The 15842-nt window shown below is 39.4% G+C and carries 14 protein-coding genes and 1 pseudogene; 13 read left to right on the forward strand and 2 right to left on the reverse strand.

Annotation, left to right across the window (positions count from 1 at the left end):
- Window positions 1-12: 12 nt before the first annotated feature.
- Window positions 13-1605, reverse strand: a complete 1593-nt coding sequence (locus V8V91_RS18670) for a M14 family metallopeptidase (protein ID WP_373396740.1) — start codon at window positions 1603-1605, stop codon at window positions 13-15.
- A 213-nt stretch (window positions 1606-1818) separates the two neighbouring features.
- Between V8V91_RS18670 and V8V91_RS18675 the strand changes: the two genes are divergently transcribed.
- From V8V91_RS18675 to V8V91_RS18730, 12 genes and pseudogenes are all read left to right on the forward strand, one after another.
- A complete protein-coding gene (locus tag V8V91_RS18675; RefSeq protein ID WP_373396741.1) occupies window positions 1819-2115 on the forward strand; it encodes a universal stress protein in 297 nt (98 codons plus the stop codon).
- Between the two features lie 53 nt (window positions 2116-2168).
- A complete protein-coding gene (locus tag V8V91_RS18680; RefSeq protein WP_373396742.1) occupies window positions 2169-2648 on the forward strand; it encodes a universal stress protein in 480 nt (159 codons plus the stop codon).
- Between the two features lie 6 nt (window positions 2649-2654).
- A complete protein-coding gene (locus V8V91_RS18685) occupies window positions 2655-3119 on the forward strand; it encodes a cation:proton antiporter (protein WP_373396743.1) in 465 nt (154 codons plus the stop codon).
- Window positions 3095-3889, forward strand: a complete 795-nt coding sequence (locus tag V8V91_RS18690) for a cation:proton antiporter (RefSeq protein ID WP_373396744.1) — start codon at window positions 3095-3097, stop codon at window positions 3887-3889. Before V8V91_RS18685 ends, V8V91_RS18690 begins: the two co-directional genes overlap by 25 nt.
- 99 nt (window positions 3890-3988) lie before the next feature.
- Entirely contained in the window at window positions 3989-5017 is a 1029-nt protein-coding gene (gene hemH, locus V8V91_RS18695) for a ferrochelatase (RefSeq protein WP_373396745.1), read from the forward strand.
- A 150-nt stretch (window positions 5018-5167) separates the two neighbouring features.
- Entirely contained in the window at window positions 5168-6283 is a 1116-nt protein-coding gene (locus tag V8V91_RS18700) for a CynX/NimT family MFS transporter (protein ID WP_373396746.1), read from the forward strand.
- Between the two features lie 58 nt (window positions 6284-6341).
- A pseudogene (locus V8V91_RS18705) lies at window positions 6342-6943 on the forward strand (DUF2179 domain-containing protein).
- Between the two features lie 56 nt (window positions 6944-6999).
- Window positions 7000-7653, forward strand: coding sequence for a tRNA1(Val) (adenine(37)-N6)-methyltransferase (locus V8V91_RS18710; protein WP_373396747.1), 654 nt, complete (start codon window positions 7000-7002; stop codon window positions 7651-7653).
- A gap of 241 nt (window positions 7654-7894) precedes the next feature.
- Window positions 7895-9244, forward strand: coding sequence for an IPT/TIG domain-containing protein (locus tag V8V91_RS18715; protein WP_373396748.1), 1350 nt, complete (start codon window positions 7895-7897; stop codon window positions 9242-9244).
- 116 nt (window positions 9245-9360) lie between these two features.
- Window positions 9361-11760, forward strand: a complete 2400-nt coding sequence (locus tag V8V91_RS18720; protein WP_373396749.1) for a carboxypeptidase-like regulatory domain-containing protein — start codon at window positions 9361-9363, stop codon at window positions 11758-11760.
- 4 nt (window positions 11761-11764) lie between these two features.
- Window positions 11765-12832, forward strand: a complete 1068-nt coding sequence (locus V8V91_RS18725; RefSeq protein ID WP_373396750.1) for a DUF4249 domain-containing protein — start codon at window positions 11765-11767, stop codon at window positions 12830-12832.
- Between the two features lie 81 nt (window positions 12833-12913).
- Window positions 12914-13900 carry a DUF4249 domain-containing protein gene (locus V8V91_RS18730; RefSeq protein WP_373396751.1) on the forward strand — a complete coding sequence of 329 codons (987 nt, stop codon included), beginning with the start codon at window positions 12914-12916 and terminating at the stop codon, window positions 13898-13900.
- 16 nt (window positions 13901-13916) lie between these two features.
- On the opposite strand, the gene V8V91_RS18735 is transcribed toward V8V91_RS18730, so the two are convergent.
- Window positions 13917-15242, reverse strand: coding sequence for a saccharopine dehydrogenase C-terminal domain-containing protein (locus tag V8V91_RS18735; RefSeq protein WP_373396752.1), 1326 nt, complete (start codon window positions 15240-15242; stop codon window positions 13917-13919).
- A gap of 117 nt (window positions 15243-15359) precedes the next feature.
- On the opposite strand from V8V91_RS18735, the gene V8V91_RS18740 reads away from it, so the two are divergent.
- A complete protein-coding gene (locus V8V91_RS18740) occupies window positions 15360-15842 on the forward strand; it encodes a cytidine deaminase (protein WP_373396753.1) in 483 nt (160 codons plus the stop codon).

Raw genomic sequence — 15842 nt, forward strand, 5'->3', positions numbered from 1 at the left:
GATTTTTAGATGTTAGAGTTTAAAAGTTGCATTCACAAAACCTACATGAGAAGCTCCTGCTTTCACAGGTATTTCTCCTTTACCTTTTACAATCCAGCTAAGTTCTACCTTCTCATATGCTCCAATCACATCAATTAACTCGATTTTGTTTCCGGAAATAATTCTGTCTTCTGGAAGATTCATATCTACTCTAACCTTTCTTAACCATCTGGAGCGCTCTCCCATTTGAGAATGTGTCGGAATAGGAGAGTTATTAAATAAATCCACAGTAATTCTCGTTAAACCATTTCCTAATCCCTCAATCTTGAGATTATGCATTTCCAGTTTAGGCTGCATTTCTGCAAGCTTTAAAATAAAATCTGTGTGTTCATCGGCTATCTCTCCCACTTTTTCAAATGGAGGATTGACCATGACAAATGGGTTAATTCCACCTACTTCTACTTTTTTGCCTGGGAAATCCGGGTGATTGATTTCTTTCCAAGGAGTGTAAACACCTTCCCATCCCAAAGAATCAGCCCATGCTAGATAATTGGCTTCTGCATTTGTTTTTCCTTTAAATTCTGGAGTCCAATATCCCGGTGTTCCAAAACTTAATCTTCCAAAGTGAAAATAAGCCCATTGGAAAAAATCCCCGTCAGTTCCCTGGTTCGTTTGCTGAAATGGTTTACTTGAAATGGTTTCATTGTAAATAGAAGATACCATACTATTTATGGCTTGGTCTTTCTCCAGAATAGAGGTCACAATCCTTTTTCTAGCCTCGCCCGCATTATATTTTAAGGGAGAGGAAAGGTTGTTTGCAGGAGAAAATGTAACAAATGCAAAAATGTTCCATTGATCAAATAGGTAGTCTAATAATGCCCTGGATTCTTTTTGAGCTACAGGAATATCACCCGCAAGCGGTTCGAATACTGGGAATTTATAGGTCAAAGACTTATTGAAAGCGATTCCTTCTTTAAGGTCTTCTGCATATTTCCCATCCTTATCATCATCTACAGATTCTTTGAATACTAAATATTTGCCAGCTACTCCTTTAGCATGATTCGCTTTTTCCATAACGCGTTCATCTTCTGAAGAAATTACATAGTCTCCCATGGGATCTTCTACACGCATCCAAGTAATCATTCCATTTCCATCTAAATCAGTGTACCCATTGTCAGCAGGAACTCCATCTCTATCATGGTCTACTGTAACTGCATTTCCACGTCTTTCATACTTCAATGCCGCATGATATTGCTCATAGGCATCTGGTGACATGTTTGGAAAAATATAGAAAGTAGTATTTTCCAGTGCAGCAGCATTTTCTGACACTAATTTCTCAGCGAATTGCAAGGCTAGCTCAACACTCAGTACGTGAAAGCCTTCAACTCCTCCGACTACTGCAATAGCAGGTTTTTCATCTACTTGGCCGGTTCCTATTTTTAACGCCCAAATATCTTTTCCTCCTTCCGTCTTAGTGAGAGAGGTCAGTTCGGCCGATGAATTGGAGCTAATCTGTTGTAGCCTTTGGTTTACTTGAGAAAGTGTGGGGTAATCAGATTGCGCAAAACCATGCATTGACCAACCCAAGCTTCCTAAAAGTAAGCCTGTTAGTAGTAATTTTCTCATAAATTGTTTGGGTTTTAAATTTCATTGGTATTCAGGAGAAGCTCCTGATCTTCCTTTAAATTTTATAATTTTTACAGATAATTTAGGTAGTACTTTTTCCGAAAGCTTAAATCACGCATAAGTGGACATTGCTCGGGATAAGTGGATAAGATAAAAAACTATGTTGTACAGATCGGGATTTTTCGCTTATTTCATGCAAATAGCTACTACACCATGTACCAAAAAATAGCCCTTGCAATAGCCTTTTCTCCTAGAATTGAGGCATTGATCTCCGAAACCAAAAGATTGGTAGAGCTCTTTGAGTCAGAATTGATATTAATTCATGTTGGGAAAAAGACAGATGAGCTGGTACAGAAACTAGAAGGATTAGTAGAAAATGCACAACTACCTAAGGATCGCACCAAAATTATATGGAAAGAGGGGAAGCCTGGTAAAATGATTTTGGAAGCATGCAGGGATGAGAAGGTAGATTTACTAGTAGCAGGAGCCCTAAAAATGAAAGTTTTCTAACCTATTACCTAGGTTCGGTGGGGAGAAAAATAATCAGAAAAGCCCCATGCTCAGTGCTTACACTGATTGAGCCGAAAGTAGAAACTACTGGCTTTTCACAGGTGGTATTCAATGGAACGCAAACTCCAATAACCCCTTTTGTCATACAGCAAGGCATCGATTTTTCAAAAAAAGTAAAGGCAGACCAGGTCTTTATTTTGAATGAGATCAAAATGTATGGGCTTCAAATGGGGACTGCTTCTGAAGATTCAGAGCAGGAGGTTGCCCAAACCAGACGTCAGCTAGTTCAGGATGAAATCAAGTATGTGGAGGATATCCTGAGCAAATTGGATAAAGATGATTTAAAAATTAGTATCAAAGTGACCGGAGGTAGGTGGGCCATCGAATTGGCACGATTCTGTGAAAAAATTAATGCAGATTTGTTGGTAGTAGGTGATGAACATAAATTAAATTTTTTCGATAGGATTTTTCCACATGATTTGGAAGACTTATTAAGCACTTTGCCTTGTAATCTATTAATTGTAAAAGAATAATCTTCCATGGAAACTTTAAACCATAAGGAGGTTATTAATTTACTCCTCCAGCTTGCCGCCATGTTAATTATGGCCAGAATTTTTGCCGAATTGGCAAGGAAGTTCAAACTTCCTGCAGTAGTCGGTGAGATTTTGGCTGGTATCATTTTAGGGCCGACCATATTAGGGACCTTATTCCCAGGAGCTCAGGATTATTTGTTCGGCTCTCATGAAATGTCAAATGTTGCTCTGGATGGCTTTGTCCAAATCTCTGTAGTCCTACTCCTGTTTATTGCGGGACTGGAGGTAGAGCTTCAAGTGGTATGGAATCAAGGGAAAAATGCGTTAAAAATTGCTACGGCCTCCATGGCATTACCCATAATTACAGGGTTTGTCCTAGCCTATGCTTTCCCTGAGTTTTTGGGAGTGAATATCAATGATAGAGCGGTAGCCTCTACCTTTTTGGATTGGCCATTTCCATCACTGCATTAGCTGTAGTCGCTAGGATATTAATGGATTTGGGAATCTTTAAGACCCAAACGGGTTTACTGATCATAGCGGCAGCCATGTTGGTTGACATCCTAGGTTGGATTGTTTTCTCCGTGATCTTGTCCTTATCAGAATCAGGTGCAGAAGGACTAGGTGTTTGGCCTACGATTGGGTTAACCCTGTTCTTTACATTATTCATGTTGACTTTAGGAAAGGGTTTAATTAACAGGGTGTTGCCTTGGATCAATAAAAATCTGGCTTGGCCAGGTGGATTACTTTCCCTTTCGCTAGCCATATGTTTTCTGGCAGCTTCTTTTACTGAGTTTATTGGTATTCATGCCATTTTTGGCGCTTTCATCATTGGTGTTGCGTTAGGAGATTCCGAATACTTAACAGAAAAAGCCAAGGAGATCCTTCATCAATTCATTAACAATATTTTTGCACCTATTTTCTTCGTGTCCATTGGACTGAAAGTGAATTTTGTGGAGGCTTTTGATCCCGGAGTAACCGGAGTAGTGGTAATTCTTGGCTTGTTGGCAAAGTATTTTGGAGCTTACTTGGGAGGAAGGTATGCAAGAATAAGCAGAAAAGAATCAATCATTGTTGGCTTTGGGCTTAGTACCAGGGGAAGTATGGATATCATCTTAGGATTGATTGCCTTAGAGACAGGATTGGTCTCCGAGTCCTTGTTTATTGGGTTGGTTATTCTTGCCTTGATTTCAAGTATTTTCTCAGGTCCTTTAATCAACTGGGCACAAAAGCTGAAATTTTAAGATCTTTTTTCAATGACTCATTTGAAAGATCAATTGGCTTAAGTTAACAATCAGATGTAATTTTGGGTTGTCCTTTTCATTACCCACAATCAAAAGCACATGATCAAAACCGGAAAAACTGGCGTATTGCTAGTGAATTTGGGAACTCCAGATAGTACATCCACAGGAGATGTTAGAAAGTATTTACGCGAATTCCTGATGGATGGACGTGTAATAGATATTCCGTTTATACCTAGATGGATGTTGGTCAACTTGATTATAGCCCCTTTTAGGGCTCCAAAATCTGCTGCAGAGTATCGTAAGCTATGGACAGATAGAGGCTCACCATTGCTTTTTCATACTGTGGACTTAAAGGAAAAGCTGGTAGAAAAACTGGATTCATCTGAATATGTGGTGTCCATGGGAATGAGATACCAAAGTCCTTCCATTGAATCGGCATTGGAGGAGTTGATGAAAAAGAAAGTGAAGAAGATTATTGTAGTGCCATTGTTTCCCCAATATGCCTCTGCTACCAATGGTTCTGTAATAGATCGAGTTATGGAAATAGCCCGTGGTTGGCAGATCATTCCTGAGATTACCTTTGTTAGCAATTTTATAGATCATCCTCTTTTCCTGAAAGCTTGGAAAGAATTAGGGCAAGAAATGATGGAGAAGAAAAAATATGATCGCTTCTTATTTTCTTATCATGGCCTTCCTGAACGACAAATTAAAAAAGGTTCAGTGGACAACTATTGCCAATTAGGTGCTTGCTGTAATAAATATTCCTCTTCAAATCAGTTTTGTTATAGAGCCCAGTGTTTTCAGACCACACGCATGATAGCTGCCGAACTTGGGTTGCCCGAAGAAAAAGTAGACACCTGTTTTCAGTCTCGATTAGGAAAAGACCCTTGGGTTCAACCTTATACGGAAGATATGATCAAGAAATTGTCCTCTGAAGGGGTGAAGAACGTTTTGGTGTTTTCTCCAGCATTTGTTGCTGACTGCTTAGAGACTACAGTCGAGGTAGGACAAGAATATAAAGAGCAGTTTGAAGAGCAAGGTGGGGACCATTGGGATTTAGTCCCAAGTTTAAACTCCGAGGATACCTGGGTGGATTGTTTGGTAGATTTAGTCCACTCTAAGTCTTGAATGAAATCTATTTTCTCACCACAATTATATATTAGGTCAGGTTTCGGTTCTTTGATGGGAACATATTGATCTTTCATTTATAAATCACCTTTGCATCAATTGTCAAAGTCAAACTCATCGGAATTTTTATTAATCTCAGGGATTCTATTGGTGTCCATTAATCTGAGGACCTCCATCGCTTCAGTGGGCCCATTGATTCCGTTTATTCGTGATGACCTGGGTTTGTCGAATGGGTTAGCGGGTTTCCTCACGACACTACCATTGTTGACCTTTGCCACCTTTTCCTTATTTGCCCCAGCGATTGGAAGAAAAATGGGCATGGGGAGGGCGGTTTTTTTGGGTGTTCTATTATTGACTATTGGGGTCATTCTCCGGGTTTTGGGAGGAATTGAGCTTTTATTGGTAGGCACTGCCCTGACGGGAATTGGAATCGTAATTGCCAATGTATTGGTGATTCCTTTGATAAAGGTCCGATTGCCACATAAAATAGGTTTGATGACTGCCCTATTGGCTACAATGATGTCACTTTTTGCTGCCATTGCAGCAGGCTTTTCTGTTCCAATCGCAGAAGATTTAGGATTTGGATGGAGAGGATCTTTGGCCTCTTGGGCCATGTTTATGGTTCTTGCTTTACTTGTCTGGATACCACAATTGAAAAGGCCAAAAGCGGGCATGCATATAGGTGGGGAGAAGGCAAAAAACGTTTGGAAATCCAAATTAGCTTGGCAGGTCACGCTTTTTATGGGCTGCCAATCCGTGATGTATTTTACTTTGACAGCTTGGCTTCCTGATATGTTGGTGTCTAGAAGTTGGTCTCCCGTGGAGGCAGGGGCTGTATCTTCCATTATGCAATTGGTATCCTTGATAGGTTCCTATTTTGCACCATCTATTTTGATCAAGTTGAAGCAGCAGTCGGGGGTAATATTAATTGTTGGGATAGGCTATATCATTGGATTTTTAGGTTTATTTATTGAATCAGAATGGGTTACTTATTCTTCTTTGACCCTGATTGGCTTGGGAATGGGAGCTAGTTTAAGTATTGCCTACACGTTGATCTCGCTGAGAACGGCAGAAGATCAGACGACTGCAAAGCTTTCTGCCATGGTTCAGTCCTCTGGATATTATTTAGCAGCATTGGGTCCTATGCTTTTTGGTGTTTCCTTAGATCTTTTTGGGTCATGGAATATTTTAATCTGGTTTTTAATTCTATTCTCTGTTCTTTTTACTGGCTTTGGGATGGCTGCAGGACGAGATATGAAGATCTAATAGGATTATTTTCGTAGGCTTTATGTAATTTTGCGCGAGTTTCCCAAATGATATTTCCATGCAAGAATTAATGCAATCCCTAGGCGTTTCAGAAAACTTATTTAACTATCTGATTATGCCCCTATTAATCTTTATTGCACGTGTAGGAGATGTTTCAATTAATACGCTACGGATCATGTTCATGATGAATGGGAAGAAGAACATTGCCCCCATTTTGGGATTTTTGAGGCATTGATCTGGTTGCTTGCCATAGGCCAGATATTTCAAAATATATCCAACCCCATGTCTTATATCGCTTATGCTGCTGGTTTTGGAACTGGAACTTACGTGGGGATGTATTTTGAAGAGAAACTCGCACTTGGGAGGGTTTTGGTACGGATTATTACTCCAAATCCCAACCCTCAATTGATGGAATACATGAAAGAGGAGAATTTCCGCTTTACCAATGTAGGTGCCGAAGGGAGGTATGGTAAAGTTCAATTGACTTTTACTGTCATGAAAAGAGATGCGCTGGCAAAGTTTATAGATAAGGTAAAGAGTTTGGATGAAAAGGCGTTTTATACCATTGAAAGTGTGAAACGAATTTCTGAGGATGATTTAAATGTGATGGACGATAAGCCCAGGTTCAATTTGAGCTTTTTCAGTAAAGCCAGGACCTAATGGCTAATACTTGGTTTCAATTTCAACAGTTTCGGGTTCATCAGGACCAATGTGCGATGAAGATTAGTACTGATGCAGTACTATTGGGTGGATTAGCCTCCTTAGAAAATCCTCAAAAAATACTGGATGTAGGTACGGGGACAGGAGTGATTTCTTTGATGTTGGCCCAGCGTTATCCCATTGCTCAAGTTACAGGTATTGAACTCGACAATATGGCTGTAAATCAAGCAGGTGAAAATTTTATTTCAAGCCCTTTTTCATCTAGGATGAAGATTTGGGAAGGTAGATTCCAAGAGTTCAGTTCTGAAGAGAAATTTGACATGATCGTCAGTAATCCACCCTATTTTCCAGACCATTTAAAGTCTGAAAACTCCAAAAGAAATCAGGCTTTGCATACAGACACCCTTTCTTTTCGGGAGCTTGTTTGCAATTCAGCTAGCTTGCTTAGTAAGGAAGGTTGTTTTTGGGTGATTTTACCTCCCAGACAAATGCAAGATCTGAGGGAGGTTTCTAAAGAGTTTGGACTAAGCCAATGGCAATCTACTACGGTGCAAGATAAACCAGGAAAGAGAGTACTTAGAGAAATTGTGTGTTTTGGGTTGGAAGAAAAGGAGTTTCAATCTCAAGAAATTTTCATAAAAAATGAGGATGGGACAGCTCATTCTAGCTATCAAAAGATTGTGTCAGGCTTTTTGTTAGAATTTCCATGAAAAATAAGGAGAATCTAGAGGATCTCTTGAGAATTAGAATCAATTCTGACCAAAAATTCAATTTTTAGCTTTAATTAAATCATTTTTATACCCTGATATTTTCAATAGAACGGATTTTTTTAAAGAATCTTCAATATTTGACCCTATTTATTGTGAAAGGTAGTTTTTGAGGGGTGAGTGATCTTGTTTGTGAATACTAATTCTATATTTTTGGGTGATATTTAATTACTACTACAATCATATGCGAAAACTTCTATCTCTGAGCATGTTAGTTATGCTTCTTTTGGGATGGGCTTGTACTGAAGAGGAACCTGAAACCACGGTGTTAGTGACGGAAGATGTGCTATACACCAGTGCAGAAAATGTCAGACTTCTAGGTCGCTTAATTACTAACCAAACAATCAGCGCGGTCGATCATGGTTTTTATCTCGCCGAAGATGAAAATTTTTCTTCCCCAATAATTATTTCACTAGGTACAAAAGAAGGTCCCGGTAGATTTATAGGGGAAACTACTGGATTGACAAATTCAAAAACCTATTATGCAAAATCCTTTATGGATTTGGGAGGAGAGATTCAATTTGGAAATGTGATTACCCTAAACACATTAAGTCCAATAATTGAAACCTTCTCGCCAGCTTTTGGATTGGTTGGGGAGAGCATGATTATTACAGGTCAAAATTTCACAGAAGATACAGAAGTGTTCTTTGGTGATTCAAAAGCGGTAATCACATCTATAGAATTCGAGTCCAGACTTAATTTGATTATCCCTGAGGCCTCAGATTTTTCGGTTCCTATTACCGTAAACGTTCAAGATAAAACCTTGGAATTTAACTCCAACTTTGAATATCAAATTGGTACTTATGAGTTAATCAACAAGTTTCCTGAAGCTGTTAGACTTTATGGAAATGCATTTTACCAGACCAATTCAGGATTGAATATTGGCTTGGGAACCGTTTCCAAGAACAGTTTTTATTCAAAAATCCAGCAATATGACATTGGATCTAATACTTGGAAAGAAGTTTCATTTCCGGGTTCAAACCGAGCCTATGGATTTGCCACCAAAAATTACTTGGGAGGTGGAACCGCTGGTTTGATACCGAATCCATATGATATTAATTTCTCATTTTATAAAGTGACGGATTCTGGATTTGAAAGGCTACCGGATTTACCTTTTGCCAGTAGAGAATCAATCGCATTCGAAAATGGGGGAAATCTCTATGTCCTAGGAGGAAAAGAGGGGAATACTTCCGCATTAAGAAGATATAATCCAGCCACCAATACCTGGACAAATCTAAATGATTCTCCAGTTGAGTTTTCTACGGAGAATGCATTCTTTTTGTATCAAAATAAGGTCTATATCATTAGCAATGATGCAGTGCTATGGCAATATACGATCAGTTCTGACTCATGGGAGTCTGTATCTACCTATCCTGGTAGCTTAGGGCAAGGCTATGGAATGGGGCAAGTGATTGGTAATAAGGCATATGTAGGGCTTTATCAAAGAAATACACAGGTTTGGGAGTTGGATATGAATACCATGGTTTGGAAATCAAAAATGACATCCCCGGCTTGCCTCAGGAAATTACGGTAGCCCACTTTGAGAAGGATGGATTTCTTTACATTATGAGAATGCCTGATATTACTTTGGCAGGGAATTTCCCGATGAATTTGTACAAGTTTGACCCCAACGGATTTTAATTTCAGCATATGAAAAAACATTTACTCATTTTCTTTTTACTGATTTGTCAGTTGGGATGGGCTCAGACCGAAGTGAATCGGGAAGTAATCGGAAGAGATATCGGTCAACTGAAAGGAATTCGGATAACAGGTAGGATCATCGATGAAATTACCGGAGAAGCATTGGTAGGAGCTACAGTGACTGTTCCTGAATTAGAAATCAACAGAATAACCGACAACAATGGTGGCTTTGAATTGATCTTAGATCGTGCAGAGTACAACCTCCAATTTAGGTATGTGGGGTATGAAACCATTGATTACCCAATCACTGCCGTAGGAGATGGAAGGATTTCCATCAAAATGCTTCAGGAAGATTTTCAATTAGATGATGTGGTGATTTATGGTAGTGATCCAGAGAAAAATATTCGTTCCACTGATATGGGAGCCATTACCATGAGTATGAATACCATGCGTGAGTTACCTCCTTTTTTAGGAGAAGTGGACATTATTCGCTCTATGGCCACCCTCCCAGGGGTAAGCCAGGTGGGTGAAGCTGCAGCTGGCTTAAACGTCAGAGGTGGAGGCGCTGATCAAAACCTGATCCAATTTGCAGGAGCTCCCATCTATAACCCTACTCACTTGTTTGGATTGTTTACTTCTTTCAATGCGGATGCGGTGAATGGTGTGACTTTATACAAGTCAGTAATCCCAGCAAGATTTGGAGGTAGAGGTTCTTCGATCTTGGATATACAACCAAAAGCAGGTTCCATCGATAAATGGGGAGGGGACCTAATGCTGAGTAATTTCTCAGGTAAAGTCGGATTCAATGGACCAGTGGTAAAGGATAAAGTTTCCATTAGAGGAGGATTTAGAGGTTCCTATATTAATTGGTTCTTGGGTGCTTTGAGCAACCCGGACCTAAAGAATTCAAGAGCGAATTTTTATGATGGAAACCTGGTGATTTCTGCCCCGATCTCAGAGAAAAATGAGTTCACGTATAGCTATTATACTTCTTACGATGATTTTGCTTTTGCCTCTGATACGACCGTGTCCTGGAAAAACAACAGTCATTCCTTACAATGGAAAAGTGTTTTCAATGACAAGATGGGCCTCGAGGCTTTGGGATATTATACCCAATATGATTACAGCATTTTCAATAGATCAGGAATCAATGATTTTGACCTGAATTCTGGCATCAAAGATTATGGTATCAAAGCATATTTCTATTATATGTTTAGCGAGACCAATAAAGTCACTGTGGGAGGAGATTTCAAAAATTTGGAATTGCAACCAGGGGAATTAATTCCTTCCGCTGGAGAGGAATCTGGAATATTGCCTCAAAAAGTGCAGAATGAAAACGGAAGAGAATCCGGTGTTCACTTCCAGCATGAATTTGAATTAGGAGAGAAGTTTGGGATGTCTTATGGTGTCCGATATGACATGTATAGTTATTTCGGTCCTAGGGTTGTCCGCGAGTATGCGGAAAACCAACCTCTTTCGGATGGAAGTGCCATCAGTGAAACTACCTATGCAGATGGAGAGGAGATTCAATCATATAATGGACTTGGGCCTAGAGGTTCATTACGTTACTCTTTCTCCAAGGCTAGCTCGATTAAATTGGGATACAATAAAATGTACCAGTTTATTCATTTGATTTCAAATACTGCTACCATCGCTCCAACAGACGTTTGGAAGTTGAGTGATAATTACCTGAAACCGCAGATCGTGGATCAGATATCTTTGGGATTCTATAACAATTTCAAAGGCAATATTTTTGAAACCTCCATCGAAGTCTACTACAAAGACATCCAGAATGTCATAGAGTATAAGGATGGAGCCAATTTAATTCTTCAGAATAATCTGGAAACCGAATTGGTTCCTGCCAATGGACGGGCATATGGGGTGGAATTATATGTGAAGAAGAATTTGGGAAGATTGACTGGCTGGGCTTCCTATACCTACTCCCGAAGTTTGAGACAAGTAATCACTCCATTTGAAGAAGAGATTATCAATGATGGAGATTGGTATGCTTCCAATTATGACAAGCCTCATGACTTTACCTTGATAGGAAACTACAAAGTGAGTACCAACACCTCTGTTTCGGCAACATTTGGATATAGCACAGGTAGACCAGTTACCTACCCAGAAGCCAAGTTTGATTATTCAGGAAACAACCTTGCTTATTTCAATAGAAGAAATGAACAACGATTACCTGATTATCATCGATTGGACCTTTCTGTCAACTTTAAACTTCCAGGCAAGGGTAAATTCTTCGATGGGGATTGGACTTTCTCAGTATTGAATGTGTATGGACGTAAAAATCCATTCTCGCTCTTCTTTGTGGATGAGTTAGGGGCACCTCCACAAGCGTTAAAACTCGCTGTATTAGGTGTTCCTCTTCCAAGTATCAGCTACTCTATTAAGTTTTAATAAGATGCTAAAAAAATATATTTACCTGCTTTTAATTTTACCATTGGCTGCTTGCATTGACCCCTATGTGGTTAATGTAGAAAGTGGTGAGCAGTTATTGACTGTGGAAGGCACAATTACTACTACTCCAGGAGCTCAAAGTATTCGACTTACGAGAAGTGATACTTATGGGAGTATTTTTGAAGGCTTAATCAGGCCAGTCTCCAATGCTACTGTAGTGATTCGAGATGACCAGGGAAAGGTAATTTTCTTGACTGAAGATACTGAAGACAGAGGTGTGTATTATACTCCTGAAAATTTTGCAGCGGTTGTTGGTAGGTCCTATACCCTGCAAATCCAACTCGTGGATGGAAAGGTTTATACTTCCTTACCAGAGTTGGTCAATTCAGTACCGGAAATAAAAAATATTGATGTGAAGGTAGTGAAGATCGCAGTGGAAGGTGAGGTTTTGGAGCGGTCAGGTGTACAATTAATAGCAGAAATTGAAGATCCATCTGATCAAAATAACTTCTATTACTGGAGAACAGACCAGACTACCTATATTTTAAAAACAAGGCCAGACCTTTATACTCCAAATCCGAACTTAAGAAACCCACCAAGTAGGGAGCCTGAACCAAAGGACTGCTGCATTGTATGTTTCAAAACCGAGTTGCTTGGAAGTCAAGGGATATATTTGGAAAAAGATGATATTTTCAATGGTTTGAATACTAAAGTAGCTGCGGGTTTCATTGAAGATGATGGGAAGCGATTTGTAGAAACATTGAGAACTGATTTGAGGCAGATGAGTATTTCTCAGGAAGCTTATCGATTTTTAAGATTGGTCAAACAACAAACGGAAGTTTCAGGGTCTGTATTTGATCCGCCACCTGCAAACATCAGAGGGAATATGATAAGTTTGGATGATCCTGAAGAGGTGGTTTTAGGGTATTTTATGGCTGCCGGAGAAACAGTCAAACGAATTTATATCCAAGCAGAAGATCTTGATTTTACGCAGCCAGCAGTAATTATACCAGACGATTGTCGTGAAGTTGAGGGAGCCCAATTGAATCCTCCAGCAGACTGGAATCCATAAATTGTATTGACTTAAAGTACTTTGAAAAAGTTTAATTTTATCTTTTTTATCCTACTATGGAGTTGTGTAGACCCATATGAAGTGGATATTGAAGAGGGGGTTCAATTGCTGACCGTCGAGGGGATGGTGACTAATGGACCTGGACCTCATCTTGTAAAGCTTTCCAGAAGTGATACATACGGAAGTATTTATGAGGGGCTTGTTCGTCCAGTTGCTGGAGCAACGGTGATCGTAAGGGATCAAACAGGAAAAGTGATTTTTCTGGAAGAAGATCTTGAAAATAGGGGTGATTATTATACTTCTGAAGATTTTTCAGCAGAGGTTGGAAATACCTATACCTTGCAAATCCAGTTGGTTGACGGAACCGTTTATTCTTCTTTACCGGAGACCTTACCATCCGTTCCAGAGATTCAAGAGATCAATTATCAGGTCAAACAAATTCCTGTGGAAGGAGAATTGAATCCAGATTCAGGAGTTCAATTCTTGGTGGACATTGAGGATCCTGAGGGTGAGGATAACTATTACTATTGGAAAAAAGGTCCTTCTATGTACATTTTAGAAACCAGACCGGATCTTTATATAATCCCTCCTCCAAGTCGACAGCCAGCTCCAAAGGATTGTTGTATTTCATGTTATCGATCTGAGCAGGTGTCAAACTATTCTATATTCATAGCAAATGATGACACTTTTAATGGTCTTAGCTCTAGAATACCTGCAGCTTTTGTGTTGGATGACGGTTTACGTTTTGTCAACCAATACAGAATTGATATCGAACAATACAGTATCTCTGCAGGAGCCTACCGGTTTCTCCGATTGGTGAAACAGCAAGTTGAATTGAGTGGGTCTGTATTTGATCCTCCACCTGCCAATATTCGAGGCAATATGGTCAGTTTGGATCATCCTGATGAAGTGGTTTTGGGATATTTTATGGCAGCAGGAGAAACCAGCAAAAGAGTCTATGTGGATGCTACTAAATTAGATTTTGTACAGGGTAGAACAATTATAGCTGATGATTGCAGAGTTGTAGATGGCGCACAAACCGAGCGGCCTTCAGATTGGAATCCATGAGAAAGTACCATAAAGACTAGTTGGTACTTTCTATAAACCGTATTCCTAGTGTTTCAAGTTTATTTAAAATAGGGTTATATAACTCTGGTAAAACTGGTACATGAAGTCCTGTGAGTTTAATTTTTCCATTCAGAAATTCATCTACGGCAATTGCTAAAGGTAGACCAACCGTTTTTGCCATAGCCGTATAGGTAGAGTCTTCACCATAGCAAACGAGACTCGAGACGATCGTTTTGATGCCCTTATTGGATTTGATTTCAAACTGATGTTGCATCAGAATCATATCTTTGTCCTCTGGAAATAATTTCCAATCTTCTTCCAAGATTGCCTGAAGTATACTAGCTGGACTCCCTTGCGTTTTTGGCAGTTTTCGATTTCCAAAGAATCCCAACCATTGGATTTTTTCAAATGTTGGGAAATCCATTTCGGGAATGGCTTCGGCAAGTTTTTCCTCCACAGACAACTCATTTTTATAGGGCAAAAATGTGTTCAGGAATTGTCTCAGGGTACTTCCTTCCTGCAAGTTTAACTCATAAGAGTCATCGGTTAATCCAAGTTGAACGAATACATCCCAGGCTTTACAATAGCCAGACCTCCTCAAAGTGCCACGCAACATGGTTTGAATAGATTCAATTCCATATACTTTCCTATAGTTTAGGGAATCACGATTAGGATAGCCATCAAAATCTCCTAACCTGTCAAAATGGATGGTTTCGGTTCTTTTAAATACTTGGTGGTACGGAACAAATTTCAATTCACCATGATCAATATATTTGGAGGTTCCCTGTCCTGCTAATACCACATTTCTTGGGTTCCAGGTAAACTTGTATTTCCATGGATTGTCTTCACTGATTGGGGCAAGTAATCCACCACAATAGGATTTGAATGAGAGAATTTCTTCTTGATTGACTTTTGCTTCCAAAATAATCTTCATGGCAGACATATGATCCAATCCTGGGTCTAAACCACATTCATTTAAAAAAAACAGGCCTTTCTTTTCTATTTCAGCCTGCATGGATTTCATTTCTTCAGATTCATAGGAAGCGGAGAAAAAATGTTTTTCAAGGATCAGACATTCTTTAGCGACGATAGGATGCATAAATGCAGGCAGCATGGAAATGACCAGATCCGAGGCAGTGATTAATTTTTTCAATGCCTTTTTATCTTCAATAGAAAAACCTGTTGCTTCTGTATTTGGCCTTCCTTGGAGTTTGGAGTTAGCTAATGCGAGGTCTAAATCTGCAAGAATAAGTTTTCTGCTACCATCACTACAAGTTGCTGCTATATAATCAATTAAATAGGAGGATGATTTTCCCGCTCCAAGAATCAAAATTGTCTTCATATTCAAACTTGGTCAAAGGCCTAAATTGGTTATTATTATCAAGCTAGGAAAGGGACTGGCATTTAATTTTGGAACTATTCACTACATTGTTCGTATGGATAACTCCTAGATACAACTATGGGTAAAAAAATTAAAATATCGGCCGAATTAGAAGAGTTGGTTTGGGAGGAATTGAAGGATGAGGACCAGGAACTGATTTTAGAGGCAAAATCAATTAGTAATGATGCTTATGCACCCTATTCAAATTTTCAAGTTGGTGCGGCGGCTAAACTTAATTCGGGCAGGATTTTGAAGTCCAGTAATCAGGAGAATGTAAGTTTTCCTGTAGGGGTTTGTGCCGAACGATTGTTATTGGGATATGCAGGAGCTAATTATCCTGAAGACCCGGTTAAAAAGCTGGCGATTGTAGCCAAAAGAAAAGGCGAAGAAGAATGGGCCTCGGTTTCACCTTGTGGGTTATGCCGACAGACCATCAGTGAAACAGAAATGAGGTTTAATCAAGCGATTACCTTACTCATCTTAACACCACAAGGTCATATATTGAAGATTCCTGGAATTCAGGCTCTCTTACCATTTAAATTTGAGGATTTGAATGGGTAA

It is taken from the genome of Algoriphagus halophilus, from assembly GCF_041729275.1.
In the GTDB taxonomy this organism is placed as follows: domain Bacteria; phylum Bacteroidota; class Bacteroidia; order Cytophagales; family Cyclobacteriaceae; genus Algoriphagus; species Algoriphagus halophilus_A.